The sequence below is a fragment of the Anaerococcoides asporogena genome (genome assembly GCF_029590275.1).
GTDB lineage: Bacteria > Bacillota > Clostridia > Clostridiales > Clostridiaceae > JG1575.
In genome coordinates, this window is sequence record NZ_CP120965.1 from 2,495,711 (window position 1) to 2,518,455 (window position 22,745).

Here is a 22,745-nt window from a genome sequence, read left to right on the forward strand (position 1 = left end):
CTCCCGTGCAGAACGGTTTATAATAAAACGTGATTAACGAAAAAGGACGTAATGATTATGCTTAAAAAAATATTGCTTTCACTGCTTATTATCCTGACGGTTGTTTCAGTAACCGTTGGCGGTGCTCTCTGGTACTACCTGGAAAAAATACCGAAGGAAGCCGTTGTAGAGCCCAACGTCACCAATGAGGACCCCGATCTGCTGGCTCAGCAGGGAATTGCCCCCTCTACCAACGGGCTGGGCATGTCCGAAGATGTTCTCGATGCGTTAAAAAAATATGATGGTACGATAACCAACATCCTCCTGTTGGGCATCGATTCTGAAAATGGCATCGGACGTTCCGATTCCATGATGATTTTCACGCTGGACCGAACCACCAAGAAAATAAAACTGACCTCCCTGATCCGGGATTCCTATGTATATATTGCCGGACGCGGCATGGATAAACTCAACCACGCCTTCTCCTTTGGCGGTCCTTCTCTGGCGCTGCGGGCAGTCAATTCCAATTTTGATCTGAACCTAACTGACTATGTCACAGTGAATTTTGATTCCATCAAGAAGATTGTGGATACCCTTGGCGGTCTGGAACTAACTCTGTCGGACGCAGAGGCCAAAATTGTCGGTGTACCCGGCAGCGGCACGTATCATCTGCAGGGAGAACAGGTTCTGCGCTATGCCCGAATTCGAAGCACCGCAGGCGGAGATTTTACCCGGACCCTGAGACACCGAAAAGTTCTTACCGCGATTACTCAGAAGCTCATGAAGCTCAATCCCATCGAAATGGCCAAGGCTGTAGACAGCCTGATTCCGCTGGTGAAAACCTCACTGTCCTCTCCGGAGATTCTGGGAATGGGCTATACCACCGGTCTGGGCGGTTATGAAGTGGTGCAGGATTCATACCCGGAGGATGAAACCTCCAAGGGCGTTCTGATCAAAGGCATCTATTACCTCAAGTATGACAAAGAGTATACGGTCCGAAAGCTGCATGAATTCATATTCAACAAATAGTTCACGAAAGGGACTGAGATCCTGCAACGCCGAAACCCGCTGCAGACGCACTCAGAATACCAGGGCATAATCCGCTGATCTGCTGAATCCCGCAGTCCAAACAGGCCGTCCCAAACCGGGACGGCCTGCAATGGAGTCGAATTTCCATGGTATGACAATAAATCAAACATTCAAATCAGAAAGCTGACATGCTATCGGGAGCGGGTTCGGGTTTGTTCCATCAGGTCGGAATCAACCTGAAGATCGGGATCAACCAGAAGATCGGGATCAACCAGAAAGTAAGCCATGAAGATGACACTGAGCAGGATGATCACACCGCGGAAGATGAACTGGGTCAACGCAGTGATCAAGGCTGGGCCAACCAGCGTAAACTGATACAAATTGCCCAAAGTTGTCGCCTGACCGGACTCATACACATAGAGCATGTTCATAAAGATCTGATAGACTGCGTTCACCAGGATGGTCCCCAGGACAATGATTCCCAGCACCTTGAAGTTTTTCAGACGAGCCCCCAGCAGGCGACTGCCCATGACGGCCAGAAAGCCTGCCAGAGCGGCCAGCGGCAGGACCATCAGCTGATCCCTGAATTCTATAAAAAACAAAGGAACACTCCCCAGGAATGCTCCCATGATGGAGCCGAGAAATGCCCTTCCCATATTCCATTTTTTCGGAGCCGGACCCACTGGTCTTCGCATGTAAGCTCACGCTCCGTTACAGGTTCAGATCAAGGGGCTCATCCGATTCCTCGGACTCACCCAGGATCCCCGTGTATTTTTCAAAAAGTTCGTGCCAGATAAATGATTCCTTAATGCCGTCCTTAAATTTCACTGTGATATAATGCTCATTCATGAAGATGATATTACCGGTTTTCTTTTTCAGGTAAACCTCCATGCCAAGGTCGTATTTCGCCTTCTCCTCATCCAAATTGAATGAGTTCTCCCCTTTTCTGTTCATATGCAATCGTCCCTTTCAAAAAAGTGGCTGTAATCTTTATAACATTATAGCCTCTGAATGTTTGGAAGTTATGAATAACTCCTGAAAATTACATAAATATATTTATATCTTTCCCATTCAAATTCTGAACAAAGGCTAATCGTTAATGCATTGGCAGAATCAAGCCATCTATGAAGGAGAGGTGTTAACAAAAAGAGGATTTAGCACGATATTATTTATAATTTGATTTGTATTGCGTAGTTAATTTCAATATAATGAATGAGCAGGAATTTATTATAGGAATTACGGACGAACCAAGCGCCAGAACCCCTTGGGGTTGACGAGGTTGGAGTGATCGAAAATTCGGCGGATGCTCCACGGAATGACAGCTTCCGATAACAGTCAGCAAAGCCCGAAGGCAACTTCGGTGACAGATCTGACCAGGCTGCCCCTGCAATTTTTTGACAGGAAAGGAAACAGACTATGTGTGGTATTGTAGGATACTTAGGACAACAGCAGGCAGAAACGATTCTTTTGGAGGGCCTCTCCAAACTGGAGTATCGCGGCTATGACTCAGCCGGAATCTGCATTCAGAAAAACGGAGAGCTCAGCATGTCAAAGGCCAAAGGCCGATTGAAGAATCTGGCTCAGGAACTGGAACATCACCATCTGGAAGGTCATGCCGGCATCGGCCATACCCGGTGGGCAACCCATGGAGCTCCCAGTGACATCAATTCCCATCCGCATGCCTCCATGAGCGGCAATATTGCGGTGGTTCATAACGGCATTATCGAAAACCACAATGAACTGCGGTCGAAACTTCAGGCAGAAGGCATCGAATTTCGCAGTGCCACCGATACGGAAGTTATTCCGAATCTCATTGAATTTTATCTCAGTAAGGAAGGCGGTCTGCTTAAGGCAGTAGCCCGCACGGTGAAGGAACTCAAGGGCAGCTATGCGCTGGGCATTCTCTCAAAGGGCGAGCCAGGCCAGCTGATTGCCGTCCGCAAGGATTCCCCTCTCATTGTCGGAGTTGGTGACAAAGAACGATTCATTGCCAGTGATGTCCCGGCGATTCTGAAATACACCAAACAGGTCGTTTATCTGGATAATCAGGAAATCGCCGTGCTGAACGCCGATGCCATGAACTTCTATGATTATGATCTCAATCCGCTCGCGAAGGATATTCATGAAATTACCTGGACTGCGGAACTGGCTGAAAAAGGCGGATATGACCATTTTACCCTGAAGGAAATTCATGAGCAGCCCAAAGCGCTGCGCGATACCATGACCGGCCGAATTCAGCCCGGCAACCCGATTCGACTGGATGAGCTGGAACTGACCGAGGAACAGCTGAAAGCCTACCGCCGGATCTACATCGTAGCCTGCGGCACAGCTTACCATGCCGGCCTGGCTGGGAAAAAAGCCATTGAAAATCTGGCCCGCATACCAGTCGAAGTCGATGTCGCGTCAGAGTTCCGCTACCGGAATCCTATCGTGGATCAGGCGACCCTGGTCATCGTGATCAGCCAGTCCGGGGAAACCGCCGATACACTTGCCGTCCTCAGGGACGCCAAAGCCAAAGGGGCACGGGTTATTGCCGTGACCAACGTTGTTGGTTCTTCCATTGCCCGGGATGCAGATGACGTCATCTATACCTGGGCTGGACCGGAAATCGGCGTCGCCTCGACCAAGGCGTATCTGACCCAGCTCGTGGCCATGTACACCCTTGCCATGAAGTTCGCCGAAATCCTGAACATCAGCCAGGGTTCCGATCTGGATGAACTGAAGAGCGCTCTGCTGAATCTTCCCGAAAAAGTGGAAGAAGCACTGGCCATGAACGAGAAAGTCAGAGCCTATGCCGAAACCATGTTCCGAGTCCATGATGTCTATTTCCTCGGAAGAGGATTGGATAATGTCACTGCCACCGAAGGTTCCCTGAAACTTAAGGAACTAACCTACATTCACTCTGAGAGCTATCCCGGAGGAGAACTGAAACATGGCCCGATTGCGCTGATTGAAGACGGCACTGTCGTGATCAGTCCGGTGACTCAGTCGGATCTGGTAGAAAAGATGGTTTCCAATCTCCATGAGGTCAAAACCAGAGGTTCCAGGAACCTTATCCTGACCATGGAGAAACACTTGGATATCGTCCGGGACGCAGCCGATGAAGTCTTCATTCTGCCGGATACCCATGATCTGATCACCCCGGTGCTGGCAATCATCCCGCTCCAGCTCCTGGCTTACCATGTATCTCTGCTCAAGGGCTTCGATGTCGATAAGCCAAGAAACCTGGCAAAATCAGTCACGGTAGAATAGATAATACAAAAACCAGATAGTGAAAATAGAGAATGCCCTGCCGGAAAACCGGCAGGGCATTCTCTATTTCTTGCGGAAAGTTCGGATGAGCAGAATAAACACAATAATCCAAAGCAGGGAACCGATTCCCACGACCAGATAACTGATCATCTTTTCGTTGAAAACTTCAGAATTCATGATTTCTCTCCTCTCATTCCGCCCTCATTCCATAAACCAGCAGTCGGTGTGTGACCTGGCCGTAGGGGGTACAGGTTAAAAGCGTCACCAGATCGCGCCCAGGCTGGATGGTCAGTTTATCTCTCTGATAAGGCAGAATCACTTCCGAACCTATCACTTCATAGGTGAGTGTCTGGTTGAAGATCTGGATGTAGAAACGATCCCCGGGCCGAAGCTTGTCCAGATGCTTGAACAGCAGCGCTCCTCTGGCAAGACTGCGATGTCCCGCAATAACAGAATTGGTACCAATTCCACCAACCGGGAGTGAAGTCCCTTCCAGCTGGGCTACGCCCCGTTCCAAATGGGAGAATGTTGCTCCCAGGTAGATTGGGAGTTTCTCCCCCAGCTTCGGAATATCCAAATAACCAAACGCCCCATTGGGGAGATAGGAGCTGGTCGAAAGAATCGGATAGGGATCACTCCATTGCGGGTCTTTCGCTGGGGTCTGATTCCCGCCGGTTCCGCCGCTCGACGGGTTGCCCGGCAGGGTCTGGCCGGATGGTCCTGTCACCGCGGGACCGGGCTGCTGAATGCCCGTCACTTCCACCGGGAGGTTTTGCAGAAACGGATCTGCGAAATCCTCATTGAAGTATCCCTGCGCCAGTTTCTCATTATATTCCCGGAATTGCTGCAGATACCCCTGCTCTTCCGATTCGCTGATTTCCTGAACCGCTTCTTCATATTCCTGGTAGGCTTCGATGCTCTGAACCTCAAAGAGAATGTTATACACATGAGGATACATAAATACGGTCAGTCCAACCAGAAAAATGATGTAAGACAACCGCTTCTTCATCATGGCTCCTCACCTTCTTCCTGTTTTCGCCGGTTCCAGAAGAGCCAGCCCAGAATGGCTGCCACACCGGTAGCTGCCAATCCAATCAGCAGAGGTTGAGTTCCCGGAGCTGACGGTGTTCCGGCAGTTGGCTGCTGAGTCACGGTGTTGCTTTGAGGCGGAATGGTTGCCTGAACCATTGTTTGTGAAGGGACACTGGCCACGCCAGGACGTCGACCCATTTCACATCGGCTGTAATTTGAACCTTCATTGCAGGCTCAATCTCTCCGCCTGACTCTTCTGCTCTTAATGTCATCCCGAATGGCAGGAAGCCCATTAAGAAGGTAAACAGCAGAAAGAGTGACAGCAGATTTTTTCCGGTTTGTCTGAAATCTACACTCATAACCTCAACTCCTTTCAGTTAAGCTAAGTGTAAAAACTGCCGGCAGTAGGAATTCTCATGAATTTGCACCTTATAGAGCTAGTGATGTTTGTCACATTTCCTTGATTCTTTGATTCAACCATGAATCCATTTTTCAAAGAAAACAGAGTACCCACCTCCAATATCTATTTTCTCAGGATGGCGTTCAGAATATATCCAAATGTGAGAATCCGAAGCCATTCTGTATACGTTTTCGAAACGAACTGATTTTTTTTTACCTTTGATCTCCTGGTGATGCTTTGACGCCCTCAATAAATATGCTGTTGCACGAATTAAAGTTGAGTTTATTCCATCTCATGTCGAAAGAAAATCAAAAACACATTGAGCCGTCGAAATAATCAATACTTAAAGGGGGTTGACACGCTCTATTTTTTATGATTTTCCCTTTGATTTGATTATAGACTCCTATTAGATTTAAGTATAGGCAAGTTGAACGTTTTATTAAAATTACATTAATATCAATGAAATCAAAGCAATTATCAGGCATGTTATTAATCGAATGCTTAATAAAATGATGTAAACTTCACGCAGTCTTATACTTGACCATTGTGATTTTCATATACTTCTTTTTTTATATCCAGGTGAATAACGGTCATATCTTCCAAGATCTAAGATATTTATAATCTATCAGTATGTGTGGACAAGGTTTGTTTTTCTTTGCACTTGAATGGATTATTCACTTACATTGCTCCTAGTCTTTGATTCGGCAATTATAAAACAAAAGCGGCAGAATTTTAATTTACAGAATATATATTCCGATAACTTGTACAGCATTCTCCAACCTTCGTACTCATTTCTAAAAATCCCAAAAAAAGAGGACCGTTTCCGGTCCTCAGATGATTGAACTTATTTACGTCTCATTTTTTTCCCAAAGGTCAGCGCCAGTCCACCAAGTGCAAATGCAGCTCCCAGGATGGGGAGTGCGGAGGCAGTTGTTCCTGTATTTGGCAGCTCGCCTGTCCAGGTATTCGTAATCTCCATTTCTTGGATGGTGGTCTTGTAATCCTTGACCGGAGCTTCTGAAACAGTGTAGACAATTTCTTTGCCTTCCATCGTGAAGATTGGCACATCTTCAAATCGGTAAGATGTTGTTCCATTCTTCAATACAGCCTCTCTTACTTTCACTCCATCAGCCCACAGGTAGATGGTAATGTCAGGCTTTACTTCAGGTCCACCCTGCCAGATCTTGGTAACCACAATATCTCTCTGTCCAAGGATGAAAGTATTGGTTATGGTCATTCCTCTGATGAAGCTGGTGTATCCCTCTGCGTCGACTTCGTGCAGCGTGTATTCGATCATGGTTCCGTTCGACCGATAGATGGGAAGATCTTCGAAGGTATACTCCGTTGTTCCGTTATTCAGGGTAACTTCTCTGACCATTTCTCCATCTGCGAGAAGATGAATTGTGATCGAAGGTTTGATTGTCGGTCCTCCGACCCAAACCTTGATGATCGGGATATCCTGGAGACCTTCATCAAAATCGTTGGTTACAACGAAGCCATCAATGGAGGTGATGTATCCAGGTACCGGATCCTCGGAGATCGTATAGACGATCGTTGAGCCGTCGGAGTTGTAAATTGGTACATCCTTAAAGGAATCAGAAAGCATGCCGTCAGATAGTACCTTATGGGCTACTTCGATGCCATCAGCCCACAGCCGGATTGTGATATCCGGTCTCGGGGTTGGGCCGTCGTCCCAGATCTTGCTGAACGGGATGTCCTTCTTGCCTTCATCAAAGTCGTTCGTCACGGTGAAGCCGTCGACTGAACTGAGGTAACCAGGAACCGGATCTTCCGAAATCGTATAAACGATGGTTGATCCATCCGAATTGTAGATCGGCTTGTCCTTAAAGGAATCAGCTACTGTCCCGTCCTCAAGAACTATGTGATCAACTTCCTGTCCATCTGCCCACAGGCGAATGGTGATGTCCGGTCTCGGACTTGGTCCGCCATCCCAGATCTTTTCAAACGGGATGTCTTTCTTTCCTACATCGAACTCATTGGTTACATGGAGTCCTCGGGCAGTTGAAATATAATTGTCAGGTACTGTCGGCTCTTTCACGAAATAGGTGTAAACTTCACCTTTTTCATTCCTGAGCGGCAGATCCTTCCATGTATAAACCCACTTGTTCATGCCGTCCGGTACAACCACCGGAGTAGCTACTACCTTCTCTTCATCTCCCATACCCACCTTGCGATACAGATCAAGGGTTACTGCCGACCAGTCCTCCGGATCTCCATTGATCCAGGTTTTGCTGCCGATCACGTCTCCCTTGGGAGATGTAAAAGTATTCGTAATGGTAAACGAGTAATTTCCGGATCCATCGACAGAATGCTTTGTATCTGGTGTAAAGAACTCCGGAATGCTGCTTTCTTTCACCTCATAAATCCAGGTTTCCCCGAATTCATTTACTCGTTCCCGACCGTTCCATGTGTGCTTCCAGGAATTTCCGGCATTCAGAAGTTCCGGTAAGCCAACATTTTCCGATGGTTCGCCATCGAGGTGCCGGGTCAGCTGAACAGTAATTTCTGCCCAAAGGCTGTCGCCATTGACCCATTTTTTCTCAACGGATACATCAATGGGTGAAGGAGTGTTAACCACTGTCGCAGCATGCTTGAAGAATTCCCTGGTAATGCCGCATGTTGTGGTTGTCACCTTCTCATCCGTCTGAACTGAGTTCACCGGAGCATTGGATTCGTATCCGGTAATTCCATTCTCAGTAATCTTGTAATGAGTGTGCATCTGTCCTGTATTGGTCGATACCGGGACATCAACTGTCACTGAAAGATCGGGATAGGTGATTGAGGCTTCTTTCAGTTTATAGTTTGCCGGCATACCATAGATGTTGAAGGTCACTTTTGTTCCGGCCGGAGGATTGATTCCCAGCCACTGCTTGGTGATCATCAGCTTCGTCTCAGGAATTGTCACTTCGATGGTATCAGTAACATCATGGCAGCCGCCGATTCCGTCAACATACATCATATTAGGTGATCCGATGTTGAATGTACTGATGGGCCAGGAATAAATGGTCCAGTGGCTGTACTTGATGTTTCCGTTTAATCCGGTCAGATCCAGTTCATGTCCATCTACATGCACTTTAATCCAAGGTAGATAGAACTCTTCCAGTCTTCCATCAATGCCATTGACCTGTATATTATCCAAAAGGTGTGTAGACTTAACTGCTACGAATACTCTGCCCCCCTGGACCCACAGCCGTTCCGGTTCTGTGTGATTGTTGGTGGACTGATTTCCGAAGTAAGCACACAATGCAATGTACGAAATATCCGTCGTGTAATAACCTGGATTGGGGTTGCATCCTGGTGTAACGACCGTCGGTTCAACGGTGACTAATTGTGGAGCAACTACTGCAGGCTGCACGACTGGCAGTGGATCCTTCTCTTCGCCTTTCTCCGGCACGACCGGAGCTTCAGGCTCTGAAGTTACAGGAATATCTGGTGCAGTTGCTTCAGGAGCTTCAACTTCGGGGACTTCCACGATTTCAGGCTCCTTAACCGGTTTTGGTTCAGCGGGCGGCAGCGGTTCTGCGATTGCAGGGACATCTTGGGGTTCCAGAGCACTTTCCGGTTCAGAAACAGGTTCTTTTTCTTCTTCTGGTTCGGACACGGTTGCCTCATTACTCTCTTCGGCAATTTCTTCTACTGGTGCTGAAGGCTCTGCTTCAGTACTGGCCGGCTCTTCTTTTTCTTCTGCAGGCACTTCTGTTGCTGCGTCGGACGAGATCGTTTCCGTAATCTCGGTTTCCGGGGCAGTTTGAACATCATTTACCTCTGCAAAGACTGGAGAAAAGTTTGTGAGAAGAAAAGCGAAAAGAAGAACCAGAGAAAGAAACCCTTTGCGAGACATCTTTTTCATAAGTTTTCTCCTTTTATTCAATATTTATCCGTTAGTGATGGCAAAATCAGAACCTCTGATTGGGTGGGTCCGACAGCAGTATGAGAGAAAGTTAATTGCTTAATTTGATTATACTATTTTAATAGTTGTGATTAACCATGAAACTCGTTAACTATTTTAGTCTAATTATTAATTTTATTCGTTCAATCTTAACACCTTCATTTTTAACGAAATGTTAAATTCTCAATTTGTCATAATAAGTATTATAGGAGTATCCGCAATTTTACTTTCGCCATATTGTCAAAGTAGGAAGTAACCTTCTTAAGAAATTAAAATTAAAATATAATTATAATGCAATGGATTATTTATAATCTCCTTCCTTATCATGATATTTCTTGAATAATATATTTGAGCAAGGTTTTTTCTTTGCTGGTTATTCCGATGTTCGGCTGCAATTAATTTTCTCCACTTTTCATTTTCCTGATTGACATAACCATCCGAGTTGAAATGAAAGATAGTTTCAGGCGAATGAATTATCAACCTCTTAATGAGAAGCGTTATCAATTAACATAATCTTGTTCATTTTCGTTCATATATGTTCATAAATTATTCATAAGCGTTGGTAAACTTCGACTTTTTTTCTCCGATCCAGTGAAATTTTAACTGATTAATTGAAAAAAGAGACATTGACAGTATATCCTGTATCAATGTCTCTAATGTTATGGTTTTAATGCATTTTCTACCGCTTTCATGATAATCTTGGAACTGATGGTTGCACCGCTCACATGATCCACGCTGGGCTGTTGACGATCCAAGATGCTTTGACGAACCGGTTCTTCCGCACGAAATCCTATCCCATTGGTATGCTCCAATATGTCGATTCTGGTCATTCGATGATTCTCGACTGTAACCTGCACTCGAACTTTAACCGGGTTCCAGGTGGCTTCCCCCGTGTAAGTTCCATCGTTTATTTTATTCAGGTCAACAGAACCCACCGAGATTCCCTTCGCCATCTGACTTCCGCCAAAGAACACGGCAACTGCCAATAAAACGGCTCCGAGTACAAGGAACCAGCCAATTCGTTTTCCTTTTGTACCAGGCTTTAAACTCATGATCTGATTTCCGGATCCTTGATCGATTGCGCCAACTGCGGCATCAGCATGCCCTTCCAGATTCTTTTAGCATCCTCTGTCAGATCCAACTGCCTGAGCAGCTCAAATCCCAGCAGCAGTGCAGTAGCCGGCCCTCTGGAAGTAACCACCCCTTCCGATGCCACAACCAGCTTCTCTTCATAGACCTTAAAACTGAGTTCACCCTCAAATCCGGGATAGGACGTGCCATGATGCCCTGCCAGGATTCCAGCCTTTTCCAGCACGACCGGTCCTGCGCAAATCGCGCTCACCAGCTTGGCCTGAGTGTGGAACAAACGGATCGCTTTCAACACTTCGGGATGATTGCTTAAATTCTCCGCCCCCTTGGAACCTCCAGGAATGAAGATCGCATCATAGTCTTCGATTTGAATGGCATCCATCTGATAATCCGCCTTGATTGAGATTCCATGAGCCGACACCGGCATAGGACCAGAAATTGATATTAAATCCGCTTTCACACCACCTCTGCGCAAAACATCGACGACCGCAATAAGTTCCAGCTCCTCTGATCCATCTGCAAAGAAACATGCTACTTTTTTCATACTGCACCTCCTGCCATAGATTGTTTTTATGTTCTTGAGCTCTTTCGACTGTTAATATATCCCGGAAGTAAGCCGGAAACATCCCGGAAATACCCCCAAAAAATCCCGGACATTTCATGAACGGATCCCGAACGGATCGAGGACGAATCCTGGGCGTTTCCGTGAATAATGACGGGAATGATCCATCATTCATTGTTTTCGATGAGCGGATTCAGCCTCAAAGCATCGGACCTTATTTTGGCGTCACCTTGCTGATCGTTTCATCCAGCACCATCTTCATGATGTTGGAACCCTTTCCCGCCCGGTTTTGATTTTTAATGGAGGTTACTTTGACCTCTGATTTCCCGCCCCGGTTTGTTTCAAGCTCCAGCGTCTTATAGCCCATTTCCAAACTTCCCCAGACAATCTGATCCTCTTCCTTTAGTGACATGCCTTGTACGCCGCCGGCGGTGCGTCCCATCTGGGATACTCCTTCCGCCGAGAACTTGATGGCCATGCCGCGCTCCGTCAGCAGAATAACCACCTCCGAGGGATTGGAGAGTACCTGGGCAAATACCAGCTGATCCTTCGGATGCCTGAACTTCACCACTGGAAAACTGTCCTGAGCAGACAGGAATTCGTGAAGCAGAGTTCTCTTGATAAGTCCCTTGGCTGTGGCCAGGATGATTTCTTCCTCGATCAACTGGCTGCTGTCTCCGGTGAATGCTCCCACAATGCGTCGTTTTCTCGGTTCAAAATCGAACAGGCTGGATAAATGCACCGGACTTTTCAGGTTCTCAAACAGGTAGCCCGGAAGCTTGTGTCCCATGCCGTCTGCTGTCAGGAAAATCAGTTCAGAATATGAATCGCCTCTTAAAACGAATCCTGCCGTCTTACGTTTTCCCTGAATCGGCTTGATTTCTCCACGGTCGGTTACTTCCAGCTCGTAGGGTTTGATCTCATAGTCAAATACATAGCGGATTTGCACGATTCGATCTTTTTCCGGTATAACAGCAAAGCGATCTGGCAGAACCATCTTATCCCGCACCTCGCATTCGCCCTCCGGCACGCTGAATGTGAGTCCTTGTTCCGTGGTTATGCTTAAGAATTCTGGGAATCGCTGATACTCAACGGACACTGCCCCGTTTTCTCCAGACCAGTCTTCTTCCGGATTGATCTGTGTCAGGATCATGGAATCCTCTTCCTGCATCTGGCCTGACGCCGTGGGAACAAGCGGCTGAGTACGGTGATCGATGAGCTTTTGACCCTCTTCAATCAGAACTCCGTATAATCGCTCGCCAGGTGCCAGTTTCAGGGCAACCAGCTTCGTATATTTCGAATTATAGGTTTCGCCCAGGGTTCGCTTAATCCGGCCCTTGTCTGTGAAGAACTTAAAAATCATGGCCTCACTGATCCGGGGCAGACTGAAAGCCGCTACGACCTTCTCCTCATCATCCAGCTTGGTGCGAAGGAATTCATCAAAGCGGGTGCCCTTGTCTTTCCATTTGGCTTCGGGAATTCGTTTGGATTCCAGCTGGAAGAGATTGCCCAGATTCGTAAACAAATACACCTGATCCAGGGTATTCGTCACAAAGTGAGCGATCAGCTGATCACCTTCCCGGTACTCAATGGAAGCCGGATCGGCTGATGAGCGGTGATAGCTCTTCAACGGCATCTGCTTGATGAATCCCTCCTGCGACAGGGTCACCATGGAGTCTTCCACTACAATCAGTTCTTCAACGTGTATGGCTGCTTCCCCTTCATCATCGATGAGCAGAGTTCTGCGTTCATTCGAAAACTGTTCCTTGGTCTCCTTCAGCTCCGCCACGATGAGATCGTCCAGCTTGCGCCGAACCGCCAGGATTCCCTTCAGCTTCTTGATCAGTTTGGCCAGCTGCTCGTGCTCCTTTAGGAAGGCACTCATTTCCAGTCCGGTGAGTCGGTACAGCATTAATTCGAGGATCGCAGTCGCCTGCATCTCGGTAAAACCGAACTGTTTTTGAATGTTGGAATTGGCATCCGCTTTGTTGTTTGATGCCCGGATTGTGATAATCAGTTCATCCATGACATCAATGGCGTGCATAAAGCCCTCGACGATGTGGAACCGACGTTCGGCGATTTCCAGCTCATTCTGAGTGCGTCGGGTGATAACCTCCCGCTGATGCTCGATATAAGCTGAAAGAATTCCTTTCATGCCAAAGGTGACTGGTTTGCCTTTATCGATGGCTACCATGTTGAAGTTCAGATTGCTCTGCAGATCCGTTTTCTTTAAAAGGTACTTCAGGACCCGATCCGCTTCCTCTTCCCCGGCACTCTTGCGCAGCTCAATGACTCCCCGGACACCAGCCCGGCCGGATTCATCCCGGATGTCAGTAATGGCCTCCAGGGCCTTCTGATGCTTCTTATCGCCGGTCATTTCGGAGATGGTCTGAAGAATGCGGGCTTTGTTCTTGCGATAGGGAAACTCAGTAATAACAATGCCCAGACGTCCGTTGTCCAACTTTTCGATCTGGGTTTTAGCCCGCAGAACCGCTTTGCCCTCTCCGGTTTCATACGCCGCCTTCAGCCCGTCTCGCCCAATAACGGTTCCGCCGGTGGGCAGATCCGGACCGGGTACGTACTTCATCAGCCCTTCCACTGTGAGCTCAGGGTTTTCAATGAGCGCACAGGTGGCATCGATGATTTCTCCCAGGTTATGGGGTGGAATGTTGGTGGACAGACCCACCGCGATGCCAAAGGACCCGTTGACCAGTAGGTTGGGGAATTTGGCGGGCATGACGACCGGTTCGGTCTCGGTATCTGAGTAGTTATTGACGAAGTCCACTGTATTGGAATCAATATCTCCGATCAGGGCCATGGCCGCTTTGGACAAGCGGGCCTCGGTGTAACGCATGGCTGCGGCTGAGTCTCCGTCCATGGAACCCCAGTTGCCCTGGCCTTCGATTAAGGGAATACGGGTAGAAAAGTCCTGTGCCAGAATCGTCATGGCATCATAGACGGATGAGTCGCCATGGGGATGGAACTTACCCATGATGTCACCGACAATTCGAGCTGACTTCATGTATGCTCGATCCGGGTAGGCTTTCAGCAGATAGGCTCCATATAGAATCCGCCGATGAACCGGCTTGAGTCCGTCCCGCACATCTGGCAGAGCACGGTCCTTGGCTACCTCTACGGCGTAGGGCAGGTAATTGTCAGGCATCGCCTCTTCCAGCGGGAGATCGATGATATTTTGATCCTTAGGTATTATGCTTTTCGACATGCTGTGATCTCCTTAAAATTCTGCGTAGGCGTACATATAATTCTTTCTGGGTTCCACCACATCTCCCATCAGCAGAGACACCATCCGTTCGGCCTTGGCCGCATCCTCGATGGTGACCTTGTAGAGGGTGCGGGTTGCAGGGTTCAGGGTTGTGTCCCAAAGCTGATCCTCATTCATTTCCCCCAGTCCTTTATAGCGCTGAATCTGATATCCGGAACCAATTTCTTTCTTGACCTGTTCCAGTTCATCCGTGTTGAAGCAGTATTTGCTGATTTCTTTTTCCTTGCCCTTTTCCCTGACTTTCTTATACACCTTGAATAAGGGAGGCTGAGCCAGGAAGAGGTGGCCGTTGGTGATGAGGGGGCGCATGTAGCGGTAAATATAGGTCATCCACAGGGTGCGGATGTGATATCCGTCGACATCGGCGTCGCTCATGATGATGATTTTGCTGTACTTTAAATCTTCTTCCCGGTAATTATCCAGAGTACCCGTGCCAATGGCGGCATTGAAGATTTTCAGCTCCTCCGATGCCAGGACATTCTCGAGTTTCTGCTTCTCCGTATTCATGATCTTGCCCTTGGATGGCATGATCGCCTGGAAACTGGCATCCCGGGCTTTTTTGGCCGTCCCGCCGGCGGAGTCCCCTTCTACCACGATGAATTCATTGATGGCCCGATTCCGGCCGTTGCAGACCATGACTTTTCCGGCCAGCGGACTGGTTCCCTTTCCAATCTTCTTACGTTCCAGATCGGCGATTTTTTTGATCTTCTCCCGCCGCTTGGCCGCTTCAACGGCATTATTTACGATCAGGGCCGCCACATCCTTGTTGTCCTCGATCCACTCGGACAGCTTGGTGTAAGTGAGGTCCGCCATCAGAGTCTGTGCCTCCTGGTTTCCCAGCTTGTTCTTGGTCTGGCCTTCAAAAATCGGATTGGTGAGCCGTACCTTGACAATCGCCGTCATGCCTTCGCGCAGGTCATCCCCTTCAAAATCATCCTTTGGTGCCAGCAGACCCAACCGTTTGCCCATTTCTTTGAACGCACGGGTCATGCCGGTTTTAAAACCGGTTTCGTGAGTACCGGCTTCTGACGTTGGAATGTTATTGACATACGATGCGATCGTCTCCAACGCACTGTCCGTAAACTGGATGCAAACTTCTCCCACCAGATTCTGCTCATTGATTTTTCGTTCACCTTCGAACAGAATTGGCTTGTCGTGAATCGGTGATTTGCTCTCATTCAGATAGGCAATGAAATCCAGAAGACCGTTTTCGGAATGATAAGTTTTTTCAATCACTTCCGGTCCCCGCTCATCGATCAGTTTCAGGGTAATTCCCTTGTTCTGGAACGACAGCTCCTTCATGCGCTCATCAATGGGTTCCAGCTTGAACTGATGATCCCCAAAGACCGCTTTATCCAGCAGAAAATGAACTCTGGTACCGGATTCCTGTGTCTTACCGGTCACTTCCAGTTTCGTAACCGGAGTTCCCGGCATCAGACGGCCAAACTTCTTGTCAAAGGCGTGTTCAAACCGCATGAAATGGATTTTTCCATTCTGATGCACCTCTACCTCAAACCATTCCGACAATGCATTTACAACCGACCCCCCAACACCATGGAGGCCGCCCGCAGTTTTGTAATTCTTGTTATTGAACTTTCCCCCGGTATGAAGTTCGGTATAGACCATCTCGACCCCGCTGATTTTCTTGGTCGGATGGATCCCCGTTGGTACTCCCCGGCCGTTGTCCATGACCGTGCAGGATCGGTCCTTGTGTAGTATGACTGTGGCTGTGTCGCCATAGCCATTGGTTATTTCATCAATGGCATTATCCAGAATTTCCCAGAGGCAATGATGCAGGCCTCGACTGCCGGTATTTCCAATGTACATTCCCGGACGGATCCGAACCGGTTCCAGTTTATCCAGACTGGTCAGATCCGTCACGTTATATGAGGTTTTTTCTATTTCAGTGATTGGCATAAAAACGCTCCCAACCTTTATTTGACTTGCTTTTCGCTTCTTTTATTATACCTACTTTTGGCATAACTAACAATTTTTATTCGTAAATGAGCACAGGTGTTCTATTTATAGTGTTCTAAAATCGAAAAAAGTTGCATCAGCCTTGATTTAGGCCATGCAACTTTTTTCCTGACAAGAAAGCCAGGCAGACTTTGAGGAAAGTTTCAGGGATTTCATCCCATTAATTGATCGATTTTGCTGAACTCTCGCGGATGCCGGGACGTTCAACCCCGACAGCACGCAGCCGTTTAAATACTGTGTTGTACAACAGGGGAACCATGATGATCTTCAACGCGGTGACGACCACCTGATTGGGAATCCGGATGCTGAGGCGGGTCCAGAAGAAGGACATATCGCCATTATGATGCATCATGACCAGCCAGATCGTGTTCATCAGCGTATCCACCAGCAACGTGGACAGGATGGCATATGACACAAACCACTTGAAATTAGCGGATTTCCTGCCTTCCAGGAAATATCCCGCCAGAATTCCATTCACAGCGGCTGAGATCGTAAATCCTGGGAAGAAGGTTCCTTTCGGGAACATGAAGAATCCAACCAGATCGGCCAACAGTCCCACAATGCCTGCTCTTGCCGGACCCAGATACATTCCGGCGATAATGTTCGCCAAAAATCCCAGTCCGACCCGCATCACTGGTGTTTCTACGCTAAGAAAGCGTACGGCCAGTACATCCAGGGCAATCATTATTCCCATAAACACGATTTCTCTTACTCGACTGACTTGTCTTTTGTTTTCACTATTTTGCATGATTTCTCTCCTCGATGGCTAATCCGCTACCGGACATAAAATCTTCCAGCATCATCGTTTCTTCTTTCGTTAAATGATCGCCTTTAATAATGAACCCTTCATCCGCATTCTTCAACTTTAAAAAGTAGTTGTTGGCGCTGCGAACATAGCGATCAAAATCTGTCCATTGGTATGACTTTTCTTCTTTCTCATCCCTGCTGAGAAATCCTTCTTTGGTCAGGGTCAGATCCCGTTCCACCCGGATGTCTGACTTGGCATAGGCTTTTTCAATCGCCCGCATCAGACGGCTTTTTAAAATTCTGGGATGATAATAGAGCAACAGTACAAACACAATGAGTCCGGCGATGGCAGGAACGATGAGATTGTCCACTTGAGCAATTCGCTGCAAAATGAAATAGAATCCCAGGAAAACTACCAGGGCATAGAGAAAATTCACCAGGTATTTCATCACAAAGATAAAACCGCCACCCGGCTTGTAGTGTTCCATCAATATTTTTTGGAGCTCTACAAAATCAGCTGTGTTTAACTTGTTACTTATTTGCATAATACACCTCCGACAAGTTATTTGATTGGTACAGTTTCTGTACCAATCAATCATACTCTGTAAGCCGCAGCCTGACAAGAAAATCCCGAAAAATTCATTATAACTACATACATTAATCATTTGTTTAAAATGAAGAACCGCCATCATTCCCAGACGGGCTGGTGTGCATCCCGTCAATAGGACAACGAAAAAGAATAAGAATTTCACAGAATTATACTTTCAACAGCAGGTCATTCTCGATCTTTAACTCTTCCTAGGGGGTCCTGGCTTCCTGCTGGGCTGTTCGCTTCCCTCGTCGATCTTCCAGTCCGGCTTCTCCAAGTGCAATGTATTTTTCCACCCATCCGTAGACTTGCTGATAGCTGACTTGATACTTTTGTGCAATTTCTGTGTAATTCCGACCTAACTCCAGACACTCCCGAACAATTTTGAGTCGTTCCTCCTGGGTAGTCTTGCGACTTGATTTCATGCGGCTTCCTCTTGTTCGATTATTGAAGTCTTTGCCGCTATTATAAACCTTAATCCAATCTCTGAGCTGTCTTTCGGAGCGAATTTTATACTCTATACAAATGTCTCGCAAACTTCCTTTTCCTGACAAATAGGCCTTGACTGCTGCCAGTTTCAAGGCCGCAGTGTAGCTTCGCTGAGAGCCTGTATTCAACAGTCCCAACGAACCTTCTTGCTGATAAAGGCTCACCCAGCCGCGTATTGTGCTCTTATCCACTCCAGCCATATTGGCTGCATCGATCATGGACAGTTTACCGGATAGATAATCCGTTAGGATTTGTATTATTTCCTCAGGACTTCGTTTTGATCGGTACGACATAAAAATGCCCCCTTTATGATCAACAGTGATTTTCTTTTTTCACTGTCTCTCTTAAGGGAGCATACCAAGACGGGCTGATGGCGCTTCTTCATTAAATGCTTTTGATTGTCCAGTCAGTTACTCCATCGTTTCCTTCTGAACAGTTTCCCAGTTCTCATGAACGCTGTTCCAGATCATCATGCCGGCTTTAGCCAGAGAAATCATGCCATAAACCGAGTTGGGCAGGTCATGGGACATGATGGAGAAGACGAAATTACCCGATTCGGTGTTAATTAATGCTACTTCATTCTCAATGCCCGGAGCATCGCCGGTCTTGCTGGCGAATTGGTTGCGAACTTTGTTCGGAAGATAGAAAGCGATTTTGGATTTTACCCGACGTCGGATCAGGTCAATGATGTAGTCTGAATGCTTCTCCGTCAGATAGTTTTTCTTGTAGAGCAGCTTAATGATTTTCGCCATATCCGATGCAGTCGTAGTATTTGACTCATTTCCAGGCAAATTACTGATGTGAGTATGGGTGAGCCCCATTTCCCGGAACATAATGTTGATCTGATCCACTCCAAGCAATGTCATCAGCTTATAGGTTGCTGTATTATCACCTACTACAAGCATGGATGAAATCAGCTCACGGATGGTGTAGGTTCGCTCGATGAATTCATAGAGGATTCCAGATCCGGGTTTTTTATCCTCATCTTTAATCGGGACCAGTTCATCCATGGAGAACATGCCTTCTTCAACTTTTTTGAGAAACGCGACGGCAAGCATTAATTTCATGCAGCCTGCACTGGTCTGCGGGACATCCTGATTATAGCCATAGGTATAGGCTCCATCCAAGTCTTCAAAATAGAAGCTGTATCTCCCGTCTCTTTCTTCGTCAAGGTACTTTTTAATATCTTTCATATTGCATCCTCCTACAGGATTTTCAAAATCAGTGAATGGATTCCACCAAGGTTCCGGACAGAAACGTCTTAGAACAGAATTTTCACGGTTAAAGCAGCGGCCAGGATCAGCCGATACCATGCAAACACCTTCATCGGCTGGTTTTTAATGTAGGACATAAAGGCCCGCACGCAGATCAGTGCCACGGCAAAGGCTACAGCAAACCCAACGATCAGGGTAACGATCTGGGTGGATGTTATGGCAGCGAAGCCTCCGTCCATTCCAAATTTCGCCAGTTTTAGTCCGGAAGCCCCAAACATGATGGGGATCGCCAGAAAAAAAGAGAACTCAGCGGCAACTTCGGGAGCCAGCCCCTGGTGCCACCCGCCCATGATGGTGGATGCTGACCGGGAGAACCCCGGCCACAGGGACAGGCACTGAAACAGTCCGATTTTTAATGCCGCAGAAGGTGTAATCTGGTCCACCTCTGTGATCGCGGCCTGATTGCGGTATTTCTTCTCAAACCAGATCATCATGAGCGCACCCACAATGAGAGCAAGGATGACGGTCGGGATACTGAACAGCTTCTCGTCGATGAGATCCTCCAGGGAAAACCCGAGGATGGCAGCAGGAATGACTCCGACCAGCAAAGCGATGGTAAAGCGGATTCCCCTGGGTTCCCGGCGAAGCAGAGAAACCAGAAGTCCTACCAGCTTCTCCCAGTACAGTACGATGATTGCCAGGATGGCTCCCAGCTGAATCACAACCATAAACATTTTTTCGAAACCGCCATTGCCAAATCCAATCAGGTCGTTGGCGATAATCAGATGACCGGTGGATGAGATGGGGAGAAATTCAGTGATTCCTTCTACAATGGCGATGATAATGCCTTTTAAGATGTACATGATGTCCATGGGAAAATGATCTCCTTATGTCTACTATAAATTATAAATTCAGGGGCTGGTTTCGTAAAGAACCCCTATCAGGCCGCACCATTTAATGAGTACTTGCGGATCCATGGTCATCCGTCACTGCCCTTGTTTCAGGCGCTCCAGAAAGTGATGCAGAATCCGAGCCGTCGTGCCCCAGATATGGTGGTTCTCAAAGCGATAAAAATACTCGTCGATTGTGACATCCGAAAAGCGGTAATTTCTGCCGCCCTGAATCCGGTCATACGGAAAATCTTCCGCAGGGACAGGATTCACACTCAAGGTATATATCTCCGGCTCCTGATCCATCAGCCAGGCCAGCGGCACCCGAATGATCCGGTCCACTTCGTCTGGGCTGGGCACGAAATCCTGCACCGTGGTTATCCCCACAAACGGGTATAGTACTGCTCCATAGTGGGTGACGTAGAACTCCAGGGGTCCAATCAACGTAATCTCAGAAGGTTTCAGCCCAACTTCTTCACAGGTTTCCCTTACCGCCGCCTGGCTGGGGGTCTCCTCGGATTCAATTCGCCCCCCGGGAAAGCTGATGTCACCTGGCTGCGTACGCAGTGTCAGAGCCCTCTTTTCCAGAATTAAATATTGTTCTTCTCCTATCGTTTGAATCAGCAAAAGGACGGCACTTTGGCGACGATTGCCAAAGGGACGGCATTCCCACTGACGGAAGATGTCCAAGTCAAGCAAAATAAAAAACTCCTGTCATTTACTGAAAAATGGTCCTGTGTTAACATAAATGTAGCACAAGCGCTCTTCCTTTATAATAATATACCATTTCCGCCATCGATCCCATTTAATTTTTGTTAAATTATGAACTTATCGTACAAGAGGAGATTTATGAAGAAAATTAGTTCTTTTATTTTGTCGCTGTTGATTCTTTTCAGCCTCAGTGTCCCGGCTTTGGGAGCAACCACGTCGAAGAAACTGCTGCCGGTAGAGCCCCGAGTGAAGGCTAAGGCCGCCATTTCCTATGATTTGACGAATAATGAAATCATTTTAGAAAAGAATATGAATGAGAAGATGTTTCCGGCATCCATCACGAAGCTTATGACTGCTTTGCTTCTGGCAGAGCACTCAGATCGCGAAGATGCCCTGAAGATTGGCACAGAACCGCTGAAACAGCCTTCCTTTGCCATTAATAAGAATATGTACAAGCTCTATAAAGGCGACACGATCACGGCAGATGCCGCCATGAAAGCCATCCTCCTGCCCTCTGCCAATGATATGGCTGTTGTGGCCGCGGAACATGTTGGCACTACGATTGAAGGCTTCGTCCAGATGATGAATGAAAAGGCCAAGGAACTCGGCATGGCCAGCACTCACTTTGTCAATCCGTCTGGACTGCACGATCCGGAGCACTACACGACAGCCTATGATCTGGCAAAACTGGCGAAAGCAGCTTATGCCAACGACTGGGTTCGAGAAATCATTGCCACCCAGACTGCCAATATCCGAACCAAGAATCAGAAGATCGGTGACATCAAAAATTCAAATCAGCTCTTGGGCATCAACGGTAATGTCGGAGGAAAAACCGGCTTTACACCGGAAGCCGGCCGCTGCCTGATCGGTATTTATGTGCGGGATGGCCGGGAAGTGATTCAGGTACTACTGAATGACGGAACCACCAGCAAAAGCACCCTGGTGTTCACTGATATGGCCGCCATGGCAGATGAAGCCTATGCCATGGAAAAGGTTGCCATGGTGACCAAAGGCACACCGGTTGACAGCATTACCGCTGAATACAAGCTGTTCCGCTGGTTCGGACCCATTAAAAAAGTTCAGATCAAGGCTCAGATTCAGGACGATCTCATGCTGTACAACAACACCATCAACAATGACTCGGAAGGTCTCACTCCGTCAGTTAAGCCCCTATCCAACCTGGATGTGTTCGAACTGAACGAGGGACTCCCGGTGGCAGATATCACCCTGGTCAAAGGGGAAACGACCCTGACCACCAAAGCGCTCTCCCAGACAAATACCTTCGACTCCATTATCATGCCAAATGCAGTCCCTTATGCCGGACTGGCAGTGGGCGGCCTCCTCGCGGCGGCGCTCATTCTTTTCCTCATCATTCGAGGTCTGCGATCGAGAAAATCTACCCAGCACAAAATCCGATCAAAACGCCAGGCCAAACGCAGAAAAACAGCCCGAACCAACTTCACAGATCGAATATAATACGTTTCAAAAAGACTTCCGCTGGAAGTCTTTTTTTACGGCTCAGATCTCAGATCCCGGATGTCCTATGTCTGTATATAAATATGTTGGTCTGTTGGTCTGTTGGTCTGCTGGTC

18 protein-coding genes are annotated in these 22,745 nt (G+C 47.6%); 3 read left to right on the forward strand and 15 right to left on the reverse strand.

Features of this window, described 5'->3' with window-relative positions; genetic code table 11:
• Positions 1-57 precede the first annotated feature (57 nt).
• A complete protein-coding gene (locus tag P6M73_RS11520; protein ID WP_277853196.1) occupies positions 58-1,008 on the forward strand; it encodes an LCP family protein in 951 nt (316 codons plus the stop codon).
• Positions 1,009-1,199: 191 nt separating this feature from the next.
• Here the strand turns inward: P6M73_RS11520 and P6M73_RS11525 are convergent, their stop codons facing one another.
• On the reverse strand, positions 1,200-1,610 hold the full coding sequence (locus P6M73_RS11525) for a hypothetical protein (protein WP_277853197.1): 411 nt from the start codon (positions 1,608-1,610) through the stop codon (positions 1,200-1,202).
• A 109-nt stretch (positions 1,611-1,719) separates the two neighbouring features.
• Entirely contained in the window at positions 1,720-1,962 is a 243-nt protein-coding gene (locus P6M73_RS11530) for a hypothetical protein (RefSeq protein WP_277853198.1), read from the reverse strand.
• Between the two features lie 462 nt (positions 1,963-2,424).
• Here P6M73_RS11530 and glmS point away from each other — a divergent pair, with 462 nt between their 5' ends.
• Complete coding sequence (gene glmS / locus P6M73_RS11535; RefSeq protein ID WP_277853199.1) at positions 2,425-4,260, forward strand: glutamine--fructose-6-phosphate transaminase (isomerizing); 1,836 nt, start codon at positions 2,425-2,427, stop codon at positions 4,258-4,260.
• Between the two features lie 190 nt (positions 4,261-4,450).
• On the opposite strand, the gene P6M73_RS11540 is transcribed toward glmS, so the two are convergent.
• The 13 genes from P6M73_RS11540 to P6M73_RS11600 form a co-directional block, all read right to left on the reverse strand.
• Positions 4,451-5,272 carry a class C sortase gene (locus P6M73_RS11540; RefSeq protein WP_277853200.1) on the reverse strand — a complete coding sequence of 274 codons (822 nt, stop codon included), beginning with the start codon at positions 5,270-5,272 and terminating at the stop codon, positions 4,451-4,453.
• A 136-nt stretch (positions 5,273-5,408) separates the two neighbouring features.
• Positions 5,409-5,651, reverse strand: coding sequence for a hypothetical protein (locus P6M73_RS11545; RefSeq protein ID WP_277853201.1), 243 nt, complete (start codon positions 5,649-5,651; stop codon positions 5,409-5,411).
• Between the two features lie 885 nt (positions 5,652-6,536).
• Entirely contained in the window at positions 6,537-9,563 is a 3,027-nt protein-coding gene (locus P6M73_RS11550) for a Cna B-type domain-containing protein (protein ID WP_277853202.1), read from the reverse strand.
• A 698-nt stretch (positions 9,564-10,261) separates the two neighbouring features.
• Positions 10,262-10,654 carry an FMN-binding protein gene (locus P6M73_RS11555; RefSeq protein ID WP_277853203.1) on the reverse strand — a complete coding sequence of 131 codons (393 nt, stop codon included), beginning with the start codon at positions 10,652-10,654 and terminating at the stop codon, positions 10,262-10,264.
• Complete coding sequence (locus P6M73_RS11560) at positions 10,651-11,235, reverse strand: DJ-1 family glyoxalase III (RefSeq protein ID WP_277853204.1); 585 nt, start codon at positions 11,233-11,235, stop codon at positions 10,651-10,653. Before P6M73_RS11560 ends, P6M73_RS11555 begins: the two co-directional genes overlap by 4 nt.
• Positions 11,236-11,467: 232 nt before the next feature.
• Positions 11,468-14,476 carry a DNA topoisomerase (ATP-hydrolyzing) gene (locus P6M73_RS11565; protein WP_277853205.1) on the reverse strand — a complete coding sequence of 1,003 codons (3,009 nt, stop codon included), beginning with the start codon at positions 14,474-14,476 and terminating at the stop codon, positions 11,468-11,470.
• A gap of 12 nt (positions 14,477-14,488) precedes the next feature.
• Positions 14,489-16,453 carry a DNA gyrase/topoisomerase IV subunit B gene (locus P6M73_RS11570; protein WP_277853206.1) on the reverse strand — a complete coding sequence of 655 codons (1,965 nt, stop codon included), beginning with the start codon at positions 16,451-16,453 and terminating at the stop codon, positions 14,489-14,491.
• 220 nt (positions 16,454-16,673) lie between these two features.
• Complete coding sequence (locus P6M73_RS11575; protein WP_277853207.1) at positions 16,674-17,261, reverse strand: folate family ECF transporter S component; 588 nt, start codon at positions 17,259-17,261, stop codon at positions 16,674-16,676.
• On the reverse strand, positions 17,251-17,805 hold the full coding sequence (locus P6M73_RS11580; protein WP_277853208.1) for a hypothetical protein: 555 nt from the start codon (positions 17,803-17,805) through the stop codon (positions 17,251-17,253). The genes P6M73_RS11575 and P6M73_RS11580 overlap by 11 nt, the downstream gene beginning before the upstream one ends.
• Before the next feature lie 253 nt (positions 17,806-18,058).
• Positions 18,059-18,631: a helix-turn-helix domain-containing protein gene (locus tag P6M73_RS11585; RefSeq protein WP_277853209.1), complete on the reverse strand. Its 573-nt coding sequence runs from the start codon at positions 18,629-18,631 to the stop codon at positions 18,059-18,061.
• A gap of 117 nt (positions 18,632-18,748) precedes the next feature.
• The gene (locus P6M73_RS11590; RefSeq protein WP_277853210.1) at positions 18,749-19,531 is read right to left on the reverse strand and encodes a serine hydrolase; all 783 of its coding nucleotides are present in this window, start codon (positions 19,529-19,531) and stop codon (positions 18,749-18,751) included.
• 68 nt (positions 19,532-19,599) lie between these two features.
• Complete coding sequence (locus P6M73_RS11595; RefSeq protein ID WP_277853211.1) at positions 19,600-20,424, reverse strand: undecaprenyl-diphosphate phosphatase; 825 nt, start codon at positions 20,422-20,424, stop codon at positions 19,600-19,602.
• A gap of 114 nt (positions 20,425-20,538) precedes the next feature.
• On the reverse strand, positions 20,539-21,141 hold the full coding sequence (locus P6M73_RS11600) for an NUDIX hydrolase (RefSeq protein ID WP_277853212.1): 603 nt from the start codon (positions 21,139-21,141) through the stop codon (positions 20,539-20,541).
• Positions 21,142-21,291: 150 nt separating this feature from the next.
• Here P6M73_RS11600 and P6M73_RS11605 point away from each other — a divergent pair, with 150 nt between their 5' ends.
• On the forward strand, positions 21,292-22,629 hold the full coding sequence (locus P6M73_RS11605; RefSeq protein WP_277853213.1) for a D-alanyl-D-alanine carboxypeptidase family protein: 1,338 nt from the start codon (positions 21,292-21,294) through the stop codon (positions 22,627-22,629).
• Positions 22,630-22,745 lie beyond the last annotated feature (116 nt).

What these genes read in the sequence shown, in the direction of transcription:
- P6M73_RS11605 (WP_277853213.1), top strand. Translation starts at nt 21,292, where the DNA reads ATGAAGAAAATTAGTTCTTTTATTTTGTCGCTGTTGATTCTTTTCAGC.
- P6M73_RS11555 (WP_277853203.1), bottom strand. Translation starts at nt 10,654, where the DNA reads ATGAGTTTAAAGCCTGGTACAAAAGGAAAACGAATTGGCTGGTTCCTT.
- P6M73_RS11530 (WP_277853198.1), bottom strand. Translation starts at nt 1,962, where the DNA reads ATGAACAGAAAAGGGGAGAACTCATTCAATTTGGATGAGGAGAAGGCG.
- P6M73_RS11575 (WP_277853207.1), bottom strand. Translation starts at nt 17,261, where the DNA reads ATGCAAAATAGTGAAAACAAAAGACAAGTCAGTCGAGTAAGAGAAATC.
- P6M73_RS11540 (WP_277853200.1), bottom strand. Translation starts at nt 5,272, where the DNA reads ATGATGAAGAAGCGGTTGTCTTACATCATTTTTCTGGTTGGACTGACC.
- P6M73_RS11550 (WP_277853202.1), bottom strand. Translation starts at nt 9,563, where the DNA reads ATGAAAAAGATGTCTCGCAAAGGGTTTCTTTCTCTGGTTCTTCTTTTC.
- P6M73_RS11595 (WP_277853211.1), bottom strand. Translation starts at nt 20,424, where the DNA reads ATGGACATCATGTACATCTTAAAAGGCATTATCATCGCCATTGTAGAA.
- P6M73_RS11570 (WP_277853206.1), bottom strand. Translation starts at nt 16,453, where the DNA reads ATGCCAATCACTGAAATAGAAAAAACCTCATATAACGTGACGGATCTG.
- P6M73_RS11580 (WP_277853208.1), bottom strand. Translation starts at nt 17,805, where the DNA reads ATGCAAATAAGTAACAAGTTAAACACAGCTGATTTTGTAGAGCTCCAA.
- P6M73_RS11585 (WP_277853209.1), bottom strand. Translation starts at nt 18,631, where the DNA reads ATGTCGTACCGATCAAAACGAAGTCCTGAGGAAATAATACAAATCCTA.
- P6M73_RS11565 (WP_277853205.1), bottom strand. Translation starts at nt 14,476, where the DNA reads ATGTCGAAAAGCATAATACCTAAGGATCAAAATATCATCGATCTCCCG.
- glmS (WP_277853199.1), top strand. Translation starts at nt 2,425, where the DNA reads ATGTGTGGTATTGTAGGATACTTAGGACAACAGCAGGCAGAAACGATT.
- P6M73_RS11545 (WP_277853201.1), bottom strand. Translation starts at nt 5,651, where the DNA reads ATGAGTGTAGATTTCAGACAAACCGGAAAAAATCTGCTGTCACTCTTT.
- P6M73_RS11590 (WP_277853210.1), bottom strand. Translation starts at nt 19,531, where the DNA reads ATGAAAGATATTAAAAAGTACCTTGACGAAGAAAGAGACGGGAGATAC.
- P6M73_RS11560 (WP_277853204.1), bottom strand. Translation starts at nt 11,235, where the DNA reads ATGAAAAAAGTAGCATGTTTCTTTGCAGATGGATCAGAGGAGCTGGAA.
- P6M73_RS11520 (WP_277853196.1), top strand. Translation starts at nt 58, where the DNA reads ATGCTTAAAAAAATATTGCTTTCACTGCTTATTATCCTGACGGTTGTT.